Here is a 19,138-nt window from a genome sequence, read left to right on the forward strand (position 1 = left end):
CGACATTTAGTGGAGAATGCTTTTGGAAGAATTAAACACTATCGAGCAATATCAACAAGATATGACAAGCTAGCAAAAAATTACGCCAGTATGGTGTCACTGGCGTTTATGTTAATGTGGCTGCCGATGTATTGCTGATCAACATTTGCACAGCAAAGATCAACAGACCCTAGTTATTCTATTTCTAAGATATTTATTTATGACTATTTCTAAGATTTTACTCTCCCTGACTCTTTGTAGCGCTTTTCCAGAAAAGCAAAAAAAATTAAAGTCTGGAAAATTGTTTTTCCAGACGATTTTTATTAAGGTGATAAGTCCCTAAAGCTAATACATAGCACCAAATTAAAACGTATATTTGACACTTATTGTTGCCGTTCTTGGCTCTCCAGGTTGAGTCCATAACGCCGCGTAAGAGCTAACAAAGCACTTCTTATCCAATAAGTTATTTAGTGAGGCGTTTACCTGCCAGTGTTGCCCTATCTGCTGTGTGGCAAAGATGCGCACCAACGTGTATTCCGGCAGTTCGTAGTCCGGTGACACACTGTCACCCAATCGTTTATCCACATAAGTAGCGTTGATCCCAGCTTTAGTATTATTACTAAACAGTTCAAAATCTTGCGTCAGCGTCAGATTTAGCTTGTGCTTTGGGATATTGACTAAACGACTTCCAGCAGGAATATTCACTCCCCAATCAGGATTGATGACATCGTTTTCTGTTTCCGCCTCGGTATAGGCATAGGCCAGTGCTAATTGGGTGTTGTCTGACAACCATGCGTTGAGGTCGAGTTCTATGCCGCTGCTGCGAGCTTTTCCTAACGCGACGGTGTACCCGGTATTGACAGGATCAGCCGCCAAAATGTTGGATTTTTCGGCGCGGAACAGCGCCAATGTACCTATAACATTATTATCAAAGAACGCGAATTTAGTGCCAGTCTCCCAAGATTTACTGTTTTCTGGATCAAAAGGAATGCCGTTCACATTGGTACCAGAGTTAGGGCGAAAACCTTCAGCATAACTGACATACAAACTTAAGTTGTCGTCAGCCTGAAATACCAGTCCAGCTCGGGGATTAACGGTATTTTGTGTCTGGTGTGTCACACCACCAGTGAGGCTATTAGCAATGCGTTGCTCGAAGTGATCAAAGCGCATACCCAACAGCATTTTCCATTCGGGCGCTAAATCCAGTTGATCCTGTAGATAAATCCCAAATGCGCGTTGTTTCTCATGGTCATCATTCGATACTGGCAGTGAGGGTGGTGTCTGCCCGTATACTGGGGCGTTGATATCGATACTGTAAGTGTCATCGCCGGGGGGCACTCGCCAGCGTTTCAAAAAGGAATCTAACTGATAATGGTAGCCATCGGTTCCCATCAGTATGTGGTTTTTAACACCAGCTTGAAATGTCCCACTTAATTCAATTCTTGCGGACAAGTCTTTAGCATCATAATCGCGCCAGCGCCGTTGTCTTGAAAGTGTCGTTTTATCTTGGTACAGCAGTTGTCTTGATACGGACAGCTCTGCTTCTGATGAATATCCTTCCAGTGAGGAATCGCGGTATCCCACACCTGTCAGTAGTTGCCAGTTATTGGCGAGTTCGTGTATCAGAGTCAACTGATGTCCGATTGCCTGCACGTGCATGGGACCATCAGCGGGTTCGCCATAGAAACTCAGGGGATTGACCTGCTCAAAGTTGTTGTTCTGTACGACGACGCCACGATCAAAAGGGATTTTTTGATCCAGTAGTTCTAGTTCGTAGCTCAACTTGGTACGGTCGTTGATCACAAAATCAATAGAAGGTGAAAAGAACCATTTCGTTGAATGAATGGTATCGCGAAAGCTACCATTATCTTCGTATGCACCATTGACCCTGAATGCCAGCTTGTCGTTGATGGCATTGGTGTAATCAGCTTCTGCCCGATAATGGTCATAGCTGCCAGCTGAAATCTGTACGTAACCTGCTGGGGAAAATTGCGGCTTTTTGGTGATGATGTTGATGGTGCCGCCCGGTTCACTGCGACCATATAGTGCTGATCCAGGACCTTTTAGAATTTCGATACTCTGGATGTTAACCGTATCGCGTCTACCGCTGTAGCCGCGACCAGCACTATAACCATTGATCAGATATCCTCCCGGCAGGTTTTCACCCCCAGCAAAACCGCGTATGGCAAAACTATCCCATAGCCCCCCCAGTGTATTTTGTCGGGAAATCCCACTTGCCAGATCAATGGTATTCTGGAAATCAGTGATCCCCTGCTCGTTCAGTGTGTCAGCGGAGATGACGGCCACCGATTGGGGTAAGGCGCTCAATGGCACATCGCCACGAAAAGGCATGCGCTTTGATACAATACCGATGTGTTCAATATTGCTGTTGTCAGTAGCGGTCTGTACCTTGGTGCTATTGGGAACTGTTTCAGCTGTACAGATGGTCGGCAAGCAACACAGTAGCAAAGCGCTGCTGATAGCAACCGATAAATGGCATAATGGGTTATTAGACTGGGTGAACGGTGACATTTTCACGGGCGTAATCCTGAAGGTAGATAATCTGGTCGCAGACTTTTTTGAGCTGTGTTTCATCGTGACTTATCAGCAACAGCGCACATTGTTGCTGGCGGGCGGCCTTGACCAACAACAGAATTATTTGTTTGGCGGTAATGGGATCTAGCCTGGAGGTTGGCTCATCAGCTACCAGCAGTTTGGGCGACAGCAACATTGCTCTCAACAACGCAATTCGTTGTAATTCACCGCCGCTGACATCGTGGCTAGTGCGCATGAGTAATCTGGGTGAAAGCGTTAGTTCTTGTAGTAGTGGGGGGATCTGTTCCGCCTTTAGTCCATGATGGCGCACAACATCTTCTAGCAATGTTTGTAAGGAGGCTGCGGGGCTGAAGCTGCTGGGCGGATCTTGATAAAGTTTCAATTTCTGATGTCGCGGAACTTTTGCGTGCCACTCAATCTCGCCGGAGTTGGGCGCTAACAAGCCTAAAAGCGTATCACCTAAGGTACTTTTCCCGCAGCCACTATCGCCATAAAGGCCGATTATTTCACCACTATGCACGGTGAAAGACAGATCGCGGAACAGCGTTTTACCATTGCGTTGCTGGGTCAGATTATTAACAGTCAGCAGTGGCTGATGACAATTTTTGGCGGCAACTTCAGTCCAGTAACAGGGAGCTGCAGCAATTAGCTGTTTGGTGTACTCAGCATGAGGTTTCGTTAGCACTGAACAGGCAGTTCCTTGTTCAACTACCTTGCCATGACGCATAACGATAATGCGTCCACCCAGCTGTTTAGCCACGGCCACATCATGAGTGATGGTCAGTAAACCACCATCTTTTGTCTGCAATTTAAGTAACTGAACAATACCGTCTCGCTGGCGGGTATCTAGACCCTTAGTTGGCTCATCAGCAATAATAATATTTGCTCCGGCAGCAGTGGCTGCAGCGAACGCTAATCGTTGAGCCATCCCGCCGGATAACTGTGATGGCAATTTATGTTGAATATCGGCCAATCCCAACTGTTGCAGTTGTATCTGCGTAGCCTTTAGTGCATCAGCGGATGAATATGCCAACACCTCCCGGTAAACTTCGGCAACCTGCTCCCGACTTTGCATCACGGGATCGAGTGATTGCCAAGGTTCCTGCGGCAACATCGACAGGTAGCGCCCCCAGTACTGCCGGCGTTCATTTGCTGTCATGGACTGGTGGTTAAGTGCTAGGTATCCCTGGCAGATTAGCCCTGCCGGTAATGTTCCCATAATCGCCTGTGCTAACAGACTTTTACCTGAGCCAGTTTCGCCAAGAATTGTCAGTGGTTCGCCTTGTGTCAATGTCAGTGACAGTGAATCTACTAGCATTTCGGTGGCTGAGCGGATACTCAGATCCTTGATGGAAATCAGTTCATTCATGCTTTTTGGCCCGCAAGCAAATTAAATCCCAGCACCATTAACAGCAGGATGCACAGCGGCTGTAATAACACCCATGTTGCTTCAGCAAAGTAAGGAAACAGCTCAACAATCATCAGTCCCAACTCAGATGTGGGGGGCTTAAGCCCGGCGTAGACAAAACCAGTAGAAGCCATCATCAGAATAGACGTCGCGGCGCCGAATGCCGCCAGTGTCAGCACATTACCTGAGATTGACGGCCAGATATGACGACGAAACTGATACCAACGACCAAAACCTAACATCATGGAGGACTGCAACTCAGGCCCATTGACAAGTGGTTGCACGGTCGCGCGTACTACGCGGAAATATTCCACCCAGAGCGTCAGAGAGATCCCCAGATAAAGCATGGCAAATGAGCCTGGCGCTAGTCCTGCCACCAAGAGCACTAGCACTAATCCGGGCAATGACATTACGGTGTTAGCAATAAAGTTGATAACTGTATCAATCCGTTTACTGCTCCAGGCCGCCATTACACCTAATGACACGCCGATGAATGCTGACGACCCGACACATAATAAACTGAGTCCAAATGACAACCTTACCGCTGCGGCAAGTCGTGCCAACATATCGCGACCGAACTGGTCAGAACCCAACGGTAATTGGGCGCTGGCGGGTGCAAAGCTGTGCTGAAGATGTTGCAGATTGGGTTGAGAATGCCCGAATAAAGGCACCATCCAAGCACTCAGTAGCAATAGTATTAATATACTAGCGCCAGTCCATTGCCCTAGGCTCATTCGCTTTAAGCTATTCTTCAGCATGACACCTTGCTCCTTGGGTCTAGCAGATAGCAACAACCATCCACCAAGGTATTAATTACTACAAATAGCACCCCGCAGGTGAGTGCTGTACCTTGTAGCATTGGGATATCTCGGGAGAAAACAGCATGAGACAAACCATGACCAATTCCCGGCCAGGCAAACAGGCTTTCGACCATGATTACCCCTTCAATAAGCCCTACCAGCTGGATACCCATGAACGCAACTACGGGCAACGCAATATTACGGATGCCGTGACATCTGAAAGTCTGTAGTTCACTAAGCCCTTTGATTCTGGAAAAAAGATAATAGTCACTGTGGATCACTCGCAGCGTACTGTTTCTTATCACCCGGCTGGAGAGTGCTGCTAGGCTGAGTGCCAGTGTCAATGCTGGTAAAAACAAGTGGGACAGGGAGTCAAAACCGGCGACAGGGAACCATTTCAGCTTTATGGAAAACAGTAAAATAAGGATAAGTCCCAGACAAAATACCGGTTGTGAACGCAGAAACGTTGAGACAAGTAAACCGCAGCGATCAACCCATTTATTGGCCTGAAAACCACAGATAAGCCCTAGAGGTAGGGCAAGCAACATCGATAACAACAGTGCGGCAAAGGCTAGTATCAAGCTGTAACCCAACTGATGCTGCAGCTCTGCCGTAATTGGATTACCACTCACCAAACTGTTACCTAAATTGAACTGCAGCAACTCCCCCAGCCAATGAAAATATTGTAGCCATACCGGATTGTTCAGCCCTAGCTCTTGGCGTACGGCAGCTGCTGCAGCAGCAGTTACCGCATCATCTCCATAACGACCAGCAGCAATTCTATAAGCCATGTCCCCAGACAACATACGGCTGAGAATAAAAGTGATAGTACCCACGCTCCACGCCATCATCAGCAGTTGAACAAGGCGTTTAATTAAGATGCCTTTCACTGATGCAACTCCATGTTGGCAATGCGAAATGAACGTTCATAGGGATCAAAACTGAAACCTTTCACTCGCTTGGCAACGGCAGATTGTTGAACATAGTAGAGTACTGGGATCATCGGCAGGGTCTGTGCCAGATGAGTACTCAGTTGTTGTACATCACTCTCATAGTCGGCACCAGTTGCTTGCGTGGTTTGCTGTAATAACCGGAAGAATGCCGGGTCGTTCCAGTTCATTGCCCCCCAATCCCCCCCTTGAGGTGTATTGAAATCTGCTAGCAACACCGTCAATGGATCTGGAATATTGGCAAAATTACGGGCCATCAACGCAGTCTGTAATGAACCATCGGTATGTCCTAATGGGATTGCGCTGGCATTTTCCATCTGAACATCGAGCGTTATACCAAGCTTAGCCCACTGGGCTTGTAGCGCTGTGGCAATTACTACCAACTCTGGTCTATTGGCATAAGTCACCATACTCAACGTGAAGCTTTTACCCTGTTTTTGTAGCACGCCATTACTATCTGGTTGCCAACCATCAGCTGCCAGTAGTGCCCGCGCCTTGTTAAGATCTTGCGCAGGTACTGGCAACGATGAAACATGCCAAATCCCCATCGACGGACCAAATATTTGATTAGCTTCTGCACCGGGCAGATGCATGATCCCATCAGCAATCCCTTTGCGGTCGATAGCCAGGCTCAACGCCTGACGCAACTCGAGTGAATGCAGTAGCGGATCAGCAACATTGAGTTTGATAAGAATTGTGCGCGGAATGGCCGTTGAGTTAACACTTACTTCAGCTGAATTTTTCAGCAATTTCACACTTGCTGGGTCGAGGTTGTAGACAATATCCGCACTCCCGCCTTGTACCATTAAGGCGCGGCTTTCGGGGCGATGGCCGGTAATATAGTCAACATGGAGAATATGTGCCTTAGCACCATAATACTGGTTAAAGCGAGAGACTCTGACCATATGAGGTGGGTCAAATTCGGTCATCAGGTAAGGACCTGTTGCTAGGAGTTTAATAACCTTTCCTTTATCGTCAAACGATGCTGGAGCCAGAATCGCCGTGGTATAGTTAGTCAGCACTGCGGCAAAAGGACGATAAGTAGACTGCAGCCGAAATTCAACCGTATGAGCGTCAATAGCAGAGACATTAGTGATGAGCTGCCGGTTAAACGGAGTAGGCTTACTGAGCGCTATTTGTAAACTCTTCACCACCGCCGCCGCATCCATGGTGGTTCCGTTGTGAAATGTCACATCAGGTCTGAGGTAAAAACGCCATATAGTAGCATCTTGGTTACTGTCCCAGGACGTTGCTAACCCGGGCTTTAGTTCGCCTTCGTTGTTCACTTCGACTAGTGTTTCGACGATTTGCAATCGACTGAAAATAAACCCAGCTCTAGCGAGGTCTAAGCTGATCGTCTCAAATGGACCACTAATGATTAACCGATCATCTCTCGGAGGTTGTGTGCACCCATTTGAAACACACAGAAGTATAAAAAATGTACTAATAAGCGTCGCTTTGATTAATGATTTCGTCATGAGTTTGAAGCCAAATACAAAAATTAATCATCTCTTAATATCCATGTTCGTTAATACCGGGTTGATCACAATTTATAAATCATTATTATCTATGATATTTAAATTACCCTTGAAAAATGATTGAGATGGAATTAATTTCTAAATAACTGGAGAGCAGCATAATGAATAAGCAAATGCATAGTACTATTCAGAAAATTCACGGACAAAGTGTTAAATCATTATTTTAAGCGTTTGTATGGCTTTATTTGTATTAAAATCAACACAATAGAGAGCCATAAATATTAACTATCCTACTAATAGCGTAGCTAGATAACTCCTTACTTATAGCAGAGATGCTAAGTTGCGGATCAATCCTAACGTTTTCATTAATTTCATATGTATCTCTTGGTATTTGTTAAATGAACTGTGTGTCATTGACTAGAACGTCCCAAAACGTGTCATGACTGATAACAAATACTCAGTTTGTGCCCTAGAACATGGCTCTATACTTGATCGTTTCATACTGTAAAACTCCCCTTTAAAATACACAAACGCAGGTTTACGTGAGCATAACGGTGACTCTTGCTCACTGTTAGTCGCTATGTAAATACTGAATAGATCATTACTGTAAACTAACTTAGTAGATGAAATCATAGGTCTTGCATTCATAACTGATACTCCTTGTACATTCTTATATTTTACTCTAATAATTCAATTTTCAATTCTATTTCAGGTACTATTTTGGACTTGCTAAATATACCAACTTCACTACCTTTCTACCGCATAGTGACCACTATTTGATTAACAACAATTGAATCAAGTTAGATTTATTGAAACTAATATCGGTATAATTTACTTAAAACTAGTAAAACTGTTTACAAATTTGTCATCACTAAAGTAAAATAGATTTGTACTCATTATGAAGTTGTTTTGACAATTTTTCATAGTGTGTCCTCCAACTGAGGGAGGGGTCCCTTGGGGAAGAAAACCAGCTTTTGCTGGTTTTTTTTCGTCTATTGAAGTTCATTAACTGGTAAAACGTTTAATTTGGCATGAGTATCGAACCTTTCTGAGACAGAAATGTTAAAACGTTCATCCTGCTGTATTTGTGATAAAACTGTATTTAAATCATTATCTGTATCAAGATATACAAACAGATTGATTGGCTTAATGTAGTGGCCATCTTTATCTAACTTAGAAAAAGTCTCATCTTCCAACAAATAAACGTTACCAGGCTCTGCCACGGTAAATTTGTTGGCTACCTGTATCATTAACCCTGTCCAAACATGAATATTGCCTAGAAAATCAAACAGTAGCGCTTCCGCATCACCTTTTCTTTTATATTCCAGCATGTTAGTTAGTAATTTATGCAGTTCGGACTCAAGGGAGATCGTTGCTTTAACTAACGCTAATCTTTTTAATTCTGGTTTTATGACTTTGTACTTCGACATCTTCAATTTAGGCTTAATAAACTTTTTTATTATTTGTGTTCGTTTTTCTATAGGCGTGAATCTATTATTACTACTTACCTCTAAGTACATATTTAATAGTGCATTTTCACACACATCTTTCAAGGTTTCGTAATACTGCGTCATTCCACTCTCCTACTTTTTTTCAGACCGAAATTTTGCCATTGCGCCATCTTCTGCAAGAATGTCACGGCCATATCTGTAAACCATTGCCGGCGAACTCCAACGACCAGAGACTTGCACTTCCAAAGGTGAATAACCTGCGGCTAGCAAATCTTGACAGGCACCTACTCGGGCTGAATGGCCACTCCAAGGAACGCATCCTCTAACAAGACCCGGTGAGTATTCCGACACAACACTAAAGGCATTCTGAAAAATGTTATCGATCGCTACCCCTGATAATGGGTTCTTTTGAACGCCTATTTTGTTCGATTTATGGACTTTTCTGAAAATTAAACCGGTTCGCTCAATCCTCGCTAACGTCACATAATGATCAATCAAGTCCAAGCATCGTAAACTTAAAATAACTTTATCTGGTTCACCTGAATGACGTGATTTAGTGATAGGCACCAGCAAAATTCCTCTACCATCTCGGGTAAAACTTATCTGTTCAAAGGTCGCTCTAGCCAACTCTGACTCACGCAACATAGATTCATAAGACATTGTTAATAAAGCCAAATCTCTTAAATCTATTAGTTTCTGACTTTGTGAAAAAACTTGGGTTAGAACTTCTAAGTGAGTCTCATTGAATGCAGATGCCTGGGTCGTAAATTCACCATCCGTCAGCTTGCTACTTTCAATATTTTCAAACATTTTTTTGATTGTTAATGATTCAGTAGGCGACGGTAAACCTGCGGCCAAATGCATGGTTTGAACAGCCCAAGAGTAGACTTTTAATGTATTAAACTTTACTCGTGTTGAATGTTCAAGGATGTACTTTTTAAAATGGTCTACAGAGCATGGAATTGGGACTATGGACATACCTGTACACCATTTACAGAATTGGTACCAATTCTGATTAAGGGATTTTAAGGTGTTCGCTTTCATGTCACAGGATGACAATTCAAAGTCATGCAACAACATTGAAATTAATTCTGAAATGCGGTCAAAATTAGCCGTTTCAATATCACTATCGAGCAATGATCGTAACTCATTTTGCATGATAGAGACATCATCAAGAAGTAAGTCATTGACTTTGCGAGGGTTAATATCTGGCTTAGAACTCAGTTTAACAGAATAATTCTGATTTTTAGTCAATGACGGCATCATTTTCTCCTTTATTAATCCTCAATATTGTCAGCAATATAGAAAAACACTGAGTTATTCTTCATCCGACCTTAAATCCTTATCTAGTGTCACCAGATAATCAATGACTGCATCAAATGTGGTAAGTTTTTCTCTGGCCATAATTGATTTGAGCTCATCTAGTAGATCTGCGGACAATTCAAACCTCGATTTTCTAGAGCGCTTTTTTAACTGACTGATTTCTTTACGAATCCAACGCCAACCAGTATCAGAAAAAATAAGTGATAAATCATGGTTTAAGGCATCCATGTCATGATGATAAACGGCATGTACCGGCAAAGCCGATATATTGCGAATAGCACGACAAACTGACAACCAAATTTTTTCGGCATAAGGAACGTAAGCTTTAAAGTTGGATTTATATCGTTCAGGGTGAGTTGAGCAATTGGTATGTTTTACGTTTCTATTCAGTAATCGAGAAGATAATTGAACTTCCTCAATTGATAGGAGCCGCATCCGTTTTCCTTTGGGCTCATAAAAATCATAACTCCATTGTGGTGCCACATACTCTTTCTCTTCCATAATTCAGCCCTCAAATACCTCTTTTTCAAATTTTCATAAACCAAGCGAATGATGAAGAAGATTAGCCAGATTTGTAATATGGGTACACCATAATACTAAATGGGTTTAAAGTAAATCTTAACTTAACATAATTACAGTTATCTAAAGTTAGGGGTTGAATGACTTGACCTTAATCTTGAGTTTTATGGGTACACCATTTTACAAACTCGCAATTAAGTTGGACCCGAATTTGTGAGTTTTGGAAGAAGGTTAAGTTTGTATACGAACTGATTGGAAATAATAAAGCTTATCCACTAAAGCTAAACTTTTGCAGAGACAGTGTGTAGGTACCATCTATTAGAACCAAGTACAAATTTAACTTAAAGCTAATTCGGACTGATACCTTGTTTGGTTCTTTATCACCCCAAAACAAATTTAAATTAGCTTTCTCATTTCTGTACCTAACGCTTGCATCTTTGTTTTCCCTACGGCTAGAAGTCAATTTTTCTGTGCTTTAATATCTGTGCGTTTATATTAAAGTTTGATAATTCTTAATAGTGTTTGATCATTTATAATATAGTTTTATATTTTTTGGCGATTTTGGTAAGGAAGCCAGTTAAGGACTAACACATTTCTGCCCCATTCCTTGTTAACGTAATTACTCAGTGGCGGATAGCATAACTGAAATTGCAATACTTTTTCTCATGGGGATTCTGCTGACTTCCAAGGACTATTCAATTTAAGTAGTGAAATCCCTAAGCTAGTTGTAGATACAAGTGGCATAGTTATTTTGGCCACCTAAATGTCAAAGAAGCTCTCACCAATCATCAAGTTCAAATATGCTCACTACTCTTTCTTCCCTGAGTCTAATCTACATTCTTGTAACACATTCCAAAGTTTTTGGATATTGATTCTAAGCTCTGTCATATCAATGAGCGCGCTAACTGTTCTAACACCATCAGCGTGGTACTATCTCTCTGTATATTCATCTTATTAATGCAGCAAGTATCTACTTTTAAGAACTTTTCTATTGTATACATATCACAGTTCCCTTACATTACTGAAGTGTTTCAAGGAGTGGTAACACTTGTGTTGCCCACTCTCTTGAGAGTGAAACTAATTTTGAAGAGCTTGCTCTTAGCTTCGTGCTTGCCCTGTATGGGTGTTAACCTGATAACTCACAAACTCCTTGGGACACACTACTAATTTATGGAGAAGAATAGTGGGACTATCTAGTAATATTTGGTGGACAAGGAAAGCTCGGATAAGGGCTGAAAAACGACTTTTATCAAATTCTTTTCAATCACAATTATTGTTATTGTGGTATTCATTCTTTTCTGTTGCAGTTTCAATCTATTATCTAAATGATCCTCAATCGCAGATAAGTGCTACTTACTGGGTAGCGTACTCCGTTCTTGTTTTAGTCATGTCATGCTTTATCAATGGCTTATCCTTCAAGGAAAGAGCAAGCCTGATCAAAGAGTGCTACATTGGACTCAAGAGCTTACATTTAAAAGCTAAGCACAACGAAGAAAATGGAGATGATAAAGTAACTTTATCGATAATTTCAAAAGACTATGAGCAATCTTTAAACGCCTGTGAAAATCACACTGATGAAGATTATGTTATAGCTCTTTGTACCGATTATTGGTCATCAAACAACACGATTGTAAATGCCGATCCAACAGCATCTACATCTAAACCATTGCCTGCATCAACGATTACGCATGTGCCTAGAACTTATCAAAAAATTCAGTTTTTCTTCTATTTTATCAAACGTCTTATAGCCCTATCTTTTTTATACGCTCTACCAGTAATAATTATGTGTTGGCTTAAGTCTTAAGCTGTTCTACTTCAATAGTAGTTTTCAAGGAAGAACATGAAAGTACAAGATCAGTTTAATAAAGAGTTCGAATTAGAGAACTTGAAAGAAATTTTTACTGAATATATCGTGTATTCAGGTGCAACTGGAATTGATAACCTAAACCAGTATGCTTTTAGAAAACAACTGGATAGTCAAACTGAGATACTTTCTAGGAAAGCAAAGGATGGTTCATATCAGTTCACAAAGTATAAATTAAAACTGATCAGTAAAGGCAGAAATAAAGTACCGAGAGAAATCTCAATTCCAACAGTACGTGATCGTATTGCACTGAAAGCCATGTGCAGATTTTTACAAGATCGATTCAAACCTGTAGTAGAGTTTAAGTTACCTCAAAATGTTATCAAAGAAGTAAAGTCTGATATTGAAACAGGTTACTATGATAGTTATATAAAGTTAGATGTTTTTAATTTTTACCCCTCAATAAAACATGACATCTTGTTGAAACAGCTAAGAAAACGAATCCGTATTGATTCCATACTAGATTTTATTACCTCGGCTATATGCTCCCCAACAGTTCCAGTTTCAAGGCCACATGATGAGCCAGCGAAGATAGGAATACCACAAGGATTAGCTATATCTAATATATTGGCGGCTATATACCTTCAAAACATAGATAGATACCTATCTTCGATTCCAAATACAAAATGCTACAGGTATGTCGATGATGTCCTTATATTGTGTCAACAGCATAAGTCTAAGCAGATTGCTGATAAAGTTATCAGTAAATTCAAAGCTGTTGGGCTAACAGTTCACTGCCCTATAAAAAGCCCTGAGAAATCAAAAATTGACACAATACTTAATGGTTTCGACTATCTAGGTTATGATTTTAAGGGGACGTTAATATCAGCTAGGAATGGAACCATAGAGAACCTAAAGTCATCATTAGCTGGTATCTTTACTAGCCACAAACATGCGAGTTCTCCTAGGCAAGAATTTCTCGAATGGAGAATTAATTTACGAATTACAGGGTGTATATTCGAAAATAAGAGCAAAGGTTGGTTATTTTTCTTTTCAGAAATTAATGATGAACAGCTTCTTCATAGACTTGATCATTATGTATCGAAACTGTGCAAGCGATTTGAAGTTGATGTAGTTCCCAAGAAATTTGTGCGTTCATTCAAAGAGATCACTCATAGAAAATATGAGACTAGTTATGTACCAAATTTTGATGATTATGATATTGCTCAGATGAGGGGGGTTTTGGTTAAGTACTTTGGTTACGAACTTAAAGGCTTAAATGATACTGAAATAAAATACGAATTCCATAAGAAAATTGGTAGCCAAGTCAAAGATCTAGAAGTAGATATCAAAGATTTTAGCTACTAACTAAATACCTTCCAATAGGTGCTCGTGACTTTAAGTTCGATCTAGATGTCAGTCCGTCATAAGTGTCCGATCAACTCCGCCTAGTCTTTGTAGGCTTATTAAATACGCATGCGCACTGTACGAATGTTAGACTACATGGTCGCAGTACAGCGCTGAATTTGTGTTAATTAAAATGAACTGGGAATTTTATGGATAAGCGTTATCAAGTTTTTGTGAGTTCTACCTATGTTGACCTTCAAGAAGAAAGGCAAAGTGTGTTGCAAACATTGATGGAGATGGATTGCATTCCTGCGGGAATGGAATTATTTCCTGCAGCAGATGAAGAACAGTGGGAATTCATTAAAAAAATTATTGATGACTGTGATTATTACCTGTTAATAATCGGAGGTCGTTACGGTTCTACCGCTGATGACGGGCTCAGTTATACAGAAAAAGAATTTGATTATGCTGTAAGTAAAGGTATTAAAGTAATCGCATTGTTACATAAGTCACCAAATGAATTACCAAGGGCTAAATCAGAAAATGACGAAGCTAATTATCAAAAATTGCAAAATTTTCGCGATAAAGTAAGTAATGGTCGTTTAATTCGTTTTTGGGATAATCCAGCGCAATTGCCAGGTCAAGTTTCACTCAGTTTAAACAAAACCATTAAAATGTTTCCTGCTATAGGCTGGGTGCGAGCTGATTCAACAGCTTCCCCTGAGTTGTTGGCTGAAATAAATGAACTAAGGAAAGAAAACAATAGGATAAGCATAGAGTTAGCTGAGGTAAATTCATCTTTAACTCCCATTCCTGAAACCGAGTTAGCAAATTTTGATAGTAGAATAATGCTTGAAGGCGACTATAGAATTTATGCAAACAGCTTTAATGACGAGACTCAATATGCTAGTTGGTCTAAAGAAACAACTTGGAAAAATCTCTTTAGCACTATTTCACCTTTCTTAGTAGATAGACCATATGAAACCTCGATTAGTGAGTTTATAGCTTCACATTATAGTGGTACTGATACGAACAATTATAATATTAGTAGCCTGTTGGTCGATACTCAGGTGTTATTTACTATTCGAATTCAGTTTGTGGCATTAAACCTAATCTCCATTGATATTGACGATGCAGTATCTAGGTGGGAGTTAACAGACCTGGGGACTCAAAAAATGTTGGAAGCTAGAGTTGTTAGGAAAAGTGAATAAAACTTGTCGGTAATAGTCGCCTAACAAATAATCTAACCTGACTTGAAACGCGTGGCAATTTTACTTCCAATCTGTTTTAGAGATTATGGCGCAATGCGGAATTACCGTATTGCCTTGCTGCGCAAGCTAAGTGGGCATTACAACAACATGGCCTAGAACTATACATTTTCTAATCTAAAATCCCAGCTTTAGAGTCTGAGTTCTAAATCAGTTTTGTCCAATACGCATCTTAGTCCGTCAAGTTGCCTTGTGTACTTAGCATCAGCGCATCAGATTCTAAATGATAATCATTTGCATTTGCTCAATGTTTATGGTATTATAAGGGTATGGGCTAGTTCTAGCCTCCATTGTTCTACTCAATATATAAACTATATATCGTCGTTACCCTTACATCTTCTCAATAAGTTATTTCTTTTCAAAAGGAGGTATTCTCATGCCTGAATAAAAATATGCACTCAATTAATAGAATTATTTCTAACCAAGTAAGCTGATTATGAAAAATTATAAGGAACACAATATGCTAAGTAAACAAAGCCAGGGTTATTTAAATGATGTTAAAAATCGCATGAAGAAGCATCAAGGTGAGGTAAACATCATTACAACTCATCCAATTCCAGAAATATATAAGCTTGTATTTCTAAGTGGAATACCTAGTTATATGATTAATGCTAAAGAACTTCAGGGAAAAAACACTGAGGGAAGTATAGTCCATCTAAATGATATCATTTACACGGTAGTAAAACGACTAACCGTATCTAGTAAGGTTCTAGAGCTACATCTAGATGATGTATCAACTCAATAAAGCAAAGAAATCTAATATGGCACTTGTGCTAATGCGACCTTAACGGGCTATGAGGGGAAATCTAGCTCGCTTCTGCCCCTAAACAAGTTACGAGTCATTAAAAATGGGGGGTAACTGGTGAAATTGTCATTAGATCAAATAATAACCAAACAAAAGGGAAAACATAACCTTTTCCTGAGTGTACTAGGTATGAGAGTGAGTTAGAAGAATAGAGGTAAAGGAGCAAGATCGAAAAAGGCTCCTAAAAGGAGCCCTTCGAAAATATCTCGCTAACGGGGTCTAAGACCAACCAGCTTCACACTGTACCGCGCTTTCAATCTAGTGACGTTTCCGTCGATAGTTGAATTCTAGCTAATCTCAGCTCGATGTCAAGTAGTTTGTTCACTAACGGAAGTATAGGTATACTTTATCATCATCACAGCGGATCACTAATATGCCTGTAAAATCAATAATAAAAACACTATCAAGCCCTCGACTCTCTACTTACAAAAATCCAAACTTATGCGATGCAAGCGATGAGCAAAGCTTAGGACTATATGCGTGGAACAAACAACTATCAGGTCTCTTTTATCCAGTGCTTCAAGTATTAGAAGTTTCTTTGCGCAATGCTATCAATAATGCTTACATCGAATACCATGAGCAGTTAGTCGAAATAAATTTTCAACAACTAGATTGGGCACAAGAGAAAGGCAATATCGACCGATTTTGGTTTTGCAATTCTTATACAAATCAAAATAATCGCCCAGCATTTCAACAGATAAATAAAGCTAAGGGTGATTTGGGTAGAGAGGGTAAAGCTATTACCCCTGATAATATAATTGCAAAACTAACGTTTGGTTTTTGGGTACACTTAACAGACAAAAACCATCGTTCAAGCCAAGATCCTGCTAACCCTCCCATTATTGAGCTTTGGCCGAATCTTAACAGTTTAGTTTTTCCATATGCTAAGGACTTAAACGCTACATCTTTGAGTATTAACCATATTAGCGCAAACTTATTCGAAATCAATAAACTTAGAAATCGTATCGCTCATCATGAACCAATCTGGAAAGCAACAGATTTATTTGATTCCGATGACAGCATAAATACTGTTGTTGCACATTACGAACAGTGCTTAAAAGTCATTCGTTGGATCAACCCCAACAACTTAAAGTTGTTGTCTGTCATAGATAACGACAAACTGATGGGAATAGCCTGCTCTAAACATACGCTATGGCGAAGTAAAATGTTAGCATCGGGACTTCCTTCTGTCCCAGACATTACTGAATGGAAAGAAAGGCATGAGATCAATACCAGACGCCAGGGTGAAGTAGTTAGTGTGACGGCCGACTATGCGATTATACGCTGCAAAAAGTCACATCTTGTATTCTACACTAACAAATCAATGCAAAAGAGACGGAAAGCATGGCCTTTGACTGTTGGTATTGATGTTACTTTTATTCCCAAACCTGCTCCAGTTCAAGGCAATCGTCCCAATGCGACTCAAGTAAAACAATAAATTCAATTAATTAGCATCAACAAGACTACTTGGATTAGCCTTGTTGAACTACGCTCTTTTAGTTAAGAAACACACTAAGGGATATGTCAGTAGAGTCAGAATATGTCTTAATTTGATAAAATTTTCTATATCCGACGCAATCCATCTATCGCTAAATGAGTAAGATCAATAACTCACTACTGTCCAGATACGTCTTAGAGTGATCGTTCTAAGCCGTTATTGCCCCAGAGTCAGTTGAATAAACCACAAGACAAACTGGTTTAATAAAGTTTTTGCTATAGGAAAGCTAATGTTCGAGGTTTTTTCATAGTCTATAAAGTTATGTTAGTTCTATTAATATCAATTGCAGTAACGCACTATTGTGTTATCGTTCAATGACTTACGATTTGCAAAAGCTTGTAATTTGAATTTTTCAGTGTATCGTTATGTCTAAACGAAAAGGAGTTGAAAATGAAGATAGATACATCATATGAGATGAAGTTGCTTACCCTTTTAAAAGGTACTTTAGGTGTAAAAATTTCTGATTATTTATCCAGCTTAAAAAATAATGGCATTAGCATCACAGACAAGAAGGGACTGGTGAATCATAAGTTTATAGCTCACTTTAAGCACCTAGTTTACAAAAAGATAATCACAAACAGCAGTGGTAGAACATCACTCGATAGCTTTGGGCTTGAGATTGGCACCAATGGTCATATCAGTCACTGGGATTGTGCAGATATCATTTTTGTAGAGCAACGAACTTCACTAACCTATTGATTATAAATAGAAGTGCTTGATAGAACGTCTTTGACTTAAACTCTATACGAAGGGTGACATATGGATTTACGCGATAAGAAAAAACAATTTCTTGATACTCTAAGTTTAGAAAATGGAAATCTTAAAGCTGTTAGTCTTGGGATAGACTGTTTGATTGATAATGAAGCATGTGATGAAGATATTCCGATTGTCGTCACATGTCTTTCTGATTCAGAAAGACATGTAATCCTAAGTGCTTTAGAGACATTTTGTAATAGTCAGTACCCTGATAATAAATACTTGTTTCGGCCATCTATGCTTCACATTACTGCTCAAACATCAGAACAAGCCTCTATTATATTAATAAAAAAAATTAGGATGAATCCTAGAATGCTGTACTGGGCTGACAGTATTTCTTGGTTCAAAAATTTACCGGATGGTTTATTTCATGTTATCAGCATTGAACGAAATTCTGCCTCTCGAGGATTAAACAAGAAAGGTAAGCGGCCTGAACCTATTTTGAGAGAATATGACGAAGACTCTCTCCTCTCTGAGCTGTTTGTTAACATCAATCATAAAAATATCAATGATATTAAAAATAGCGATATTGCCAGTAATATTCTTTACGATGAAGTAAGTGCTGGCTTAATTAGAGCTATACCTGCACCAAAAGGTATGTCTTTTGATGAAACGATAACCATTAATTCTCCAGATTGGCAAAAGCTTGCTTGTGTAGCAATAAGACGCTATCAATCACAAGAATGCGGTGATGGTATGTCTTGGGATATAAGTAACGATGGATGGCGCGATGTTATTGCTTACCCTTTTCTAGAAGACTTGCCAACATTAGATGGTAGTGAAATCAAACAATGTTTAGTTGGTCTCGTTACTATGATCGTACAAGCTCCAAAATCATCTTATCTATCTACGGTATGGATACACCCTTTTTTTCGACGTAAACAGAAATTAACATCCCTGTGGGATACTTTAAAATTTGAATACGGTGAGTTTCCCATTGAAGATCCAAACTCGAATATGCGAGGATTCTTAAAGTCAGTTAATCATTTAGTTGAATAGAAAATTTGCCTCCAAAAATGGTGTTTTCCATACCTGACGTAATTTGTGATTAGTTAAATTAAGTAGAAACTCTAAAAAGGTTTTGTCCAGCTACGGTTTAGAGTGACCGCACTAAGCAGTTATTGTCGGATAGACGACACTTGTTACCAAGTGCCGCCCTCCTAAGAACCCAGCGTGCAACTTTCACTGCACTAGGC

The 19,138-nt window shown here is 40.1% G+C and carries 16 protein-coding genes; 8 read left to right on the plus strand and 8 right to left on the minus strand.

Annotated features, from left to right (window positions below; all coding sequences use genetic code 11):
* On the plus strand, positions 1 to 138 hold a 138-nt coding region (locus ACED29_RS20280; RefSeq protein WP_371698588.1), incomplete at its 5' end, for a transposase.
* Positions 139 to 342: 204 nt separating this feature from the next.
* Here ACED29_RS20280 and ACED29_RS20285 read toward each other — a convergent pair.
* The 8 genes from ACED29_RS20285 to ACED29_RS20320 all read right to left on the minus strand — a co-directional run bounded on the left by ACED29_RS20285 (position 343) and on the right by ACED29_RS20320 (position 10,446).
* Entirely contained in the window at positions 343 to 2,511 is a 2,169-nt protein-coding gene (locus ACED29_RS20285; protein WP_371698589.1) for a TonB-dependent siderophore receptor, read from the minus strand.
* A complete protein-coding gene (locus ACED29_RS20290) occupies positions 2,489 to 3,904 on the minus strand; it encodes an ATP-binding cassette domain-containing protein (RefSeq protein ID WP_347690892.1) in 1,416 nt (471 codons plus the stop codon). Before ACED29_RS20290 ends, ACED29_RS20285 begins: the two co-directional genes overlap by 23 nt.
* Positions 3,901 to 4,701, minus strand: a complete 801-nt coding sequence (locus ACED29_RS20295) for an ABC transporter permease (protein ID WP_347690893.1) — start codon at positions 4,699 to 4,701, stop codon at positions 3,901 to 3,903. The genes ACED29_RS20290 and ACED29_RS20295 overlap by 4 nt, the downstream gene beginning before the upstream one ends.
* The gene (locus tag ACED29_RS20300; protein WP_347690894.1) at positions 4,695 to 5,633 is read right to left on the minus strand and encodes an ABC transporter permease; all 939 of its coding nucleotides are present in this window, start codon (positions 5,631 to 5,633) and stop codon (positions 4,695 to 4,697) included. The genes ACED29_RS20295 and ACED29_RS20300 overlap by 7 nt, the downstream gene beginning before the upstream one ends.
* Positions 5,630 to 7,171, minus strand: a complete 1,542-nt coding sequence (locus ACED29_RS20305; protein ID WP_371698578.1) for an ABC transporter substrate-binding protein — start codon at positions 7,169 to 7,171, stop codon at positions 5,630 to 5,632. The genes ACED29_RS20300 and ACED29_RS20305 overlap by 4 nt, the downstream gene beginning before the upstream one ends.
* Positions 7,172 to 8,163: 992 nt before the next feature.
* Entirely contained in the window at positions 8,164 to 8,745 is a 582-nt protein-coding gene (locus tag ACED29_RS20310) for a DUF2913 family protein (protein WP_347690896.1), read from the minus strand.
* Positions 8,746 to 8,754: 9 nt separating this feature from the next.
* Complete coding sequence (locus ACED29_RS20315) at positions 8,755 to 9,888, minus strand: tyrosine-type recombinase/integrase (protein ID WP_371698580.1); 1,134 nt, start codon at positions 9,886 to 9,888, stop codon at positions 8,755 to 8,757.
* A 51-nt stretch (positions 9,889 to 9,939) separates the two neighbouring features.
* Positions 9,940 to 10,446 carry a hypothetical protein gene (locus ACED29_RS20320; RefSeq protein WP_371698582.1) on the minus strand — a complete coding sequence of 169 codons (507 nt, stop codon included), beginning with the start codon at positions 10,444 to 10,446 and terminating at the stop codon, positions 9,940 to 9,942.
* Positions 10,447 to 11,647: 1,201 nt separating this feature from the next.
* Here ACED29_RS20320 and ACED29_RS20325 point away from each other — a divergent pair.
* The 7 genes from ACED29_RS20325 to ACED29_RS20355 all read left to right on the plus strand — a co-directional run bounded on the left by ACED29_RS20325 (position 11,648) and on the right by ACED29_RS20355 (position 18,941).
* Positions 11,648 to 12,268: an SLATT domain-containing protein gene (locus ACED29_RS20325; RefSeq protein WP_371698583.1), complete on the plus strand. Its 621-nt coding sequence runs from the start codon at positions 11,648 to 11,650 to the stop codon at positions 12,266 to 12,268.
* Between the two features lie 36 nt (positions 12,269 to 12,304).
* Positions 12,305 to 13,636 carry a reverse transcriptase domain-containing protein gene (locus ACED29_RS20330; RefSeq protein WP_371698584.1) on the plus strand — a complete coding sequence of 444 codons (1,332 nt, stop codon included), beginning with the start codon at positions 12,305 to 12,307 and terminating at the stop codon, positions 13,634 to 13,636.
* A 188-nt stretch (positions 13,637 to 13,824) separates the two neighbouring features.
* Complete coding sequence (locus ACED29_RS20335; RefSeq protein ID WP_371698585.1) at positions 13,825 to 14,826, plus strand: DUF4062 domain-containing protein; 1,002 nt, start codon at positions 13,825 to 13,827, stop codon at positions 14,824 to 14,826.
* A gap of 517 nt (positions 14,827 to 15,343) precedes the next feature.
* Positions 15,344 to 15,628, plus strand: coding sequence for a hypothetical protein (locus tag ACED29_RS20340; RefSeq protein WP_347691045.1), 285 nt, complete (start codon positions 15,344 to 15,346; stop codon positions 15,626 to 15,628).
* Positions 15,629 to 16,061: 433 nt separating this feature from the next.
* Entirely contained in the window at positions 16,062 to 17,126 is a 1,065-nt protein-coding gene (locus ACED29_RS20345) for an Abi family protein (protein WP_347691044.1), read from the plus strand.
* A gap of 450 nt (positions 17,127 to 17,576) precedes the next feature.
* Positions 17,577 to 17,885 carry a hypothetical protein gene (locus ACED29_RS20350; protein ID WP_371698586.1) on the plus strand — a complete coding sequence of 103 codons (309 nt, stop codon included), beginning with the start codon at positions 17,577 to 17,579 and terminating at the stop codon, positions 17,883 to 17,885.
* 60 nt (positions 17,886 to 17,945) lie between these two features.
* Entirely contained in the window at positions 17,946 to 18,941 is a 996-nt protein-coding gene (locus ACED29_RS20355; RefSeq protein ID WP_347691042.1) for a hypothetical protein, read from the plus strand.
* Positions 18,942 to 19,138 lie beyond the last annotated feature (197 nt).

Source organism: Shewanella sp. 5S214, from assembly GCF_041439795.1.
In the GTDB taxonomy this organism is placed as follows: Bacteria; Pseudomonadota; Gammaproteobacteria; order Enterobacterales; family Shewanellaceae; genus Shewanella; species Shewanella vesiculosa.

Coding starts and splice junctions, on each gene's coding strand:
- ACED29_RS20285 (WP_371698589.1), bottom strand. CDS start 2,511: ATGTCACCGTTCACCCAGTCTAATAACCCATTATGCCATTTATCGGTT.
- ACED29_RS20290 (WP_347690892.1), bottom strand. CDS start 3,904: ATGAATGAACTGATTTCCATCAAGGATCTGAGTATCCGCTCAGCCACC.
- ACED29_RS20295 (WP_347690893.1), bottom strand. CDS start 4,701: ATGCTGAAGAATAGCTTAAAGCGAATGAGCCTAGGGCAATGGACTGGC.
- ACED29_RS20305 (WP_371698578.1), bottom strand. CDS start 7,171: ATGACGAAATCATTAATCAAAGCGACGCTTATTAGTACATTTTTTATA.
- ACED29_RS20310 (WP_347690896.1), bottom strand. CDS start 8,745: ATGACGCAGTATTACGAAACCTTGAAAGATGTGTGTGAAAATGCACTA.
- ACED29_RS20315 (WP_371698580.1), bottom strand. CDS start 9,888: ATGATGCCGTCATTGACTAAAAATCAGAATTATTCTGTTAAACTGAGT.
- ACED29_RS20320 (WP_371698582.1), bottom strand. CDS start 10,446: ATGGAAGAGAAAGAGTATGTGGCACCACAATGGAGTTATGATTTTTAT.
- ACED29_RS20330 (WP_371698584.1), top strand. CDS start 12,305: ATGAAAGTACAAGATCAGTTTAATAAAGAGTTCGAATTAGAGAACTTG.
- ACED29_RS20335 (WP_371698585.1), top strand. CDS start 13,825: ATGGATAAGCGTTATCAAGTTTTTGTGAGTTCTACCTATGTTGACCTT.
- ACED29_RS20340 (WP_347691045.1), top strand. CDS start 15,344: ATGCTAAGTAAACAAAGCCAGGGTTATTTAAATGATGTTAAAAATCGC.
- ACED29_RS20345 (WP_347691044.1), top strand. CDS start 16,062: ATGCCTGTAAAATCAATAATAAAAACACTATCAAGCCCTCGACTCTCT.
- ACED29_RS20350 (WP_371698586.1), top strand. CDS start 17,577: ATGAAGATAGATACATCATATGAGATGAAGTTGCTTACCCTTTTAAAA.
- ACED29_RS20355 (WP_347691042.1), top strand. CDS start 17,946: ATGGATTTACGCGATAAGAAAAAACAATTTCTTGATACTCTAAGTTTA.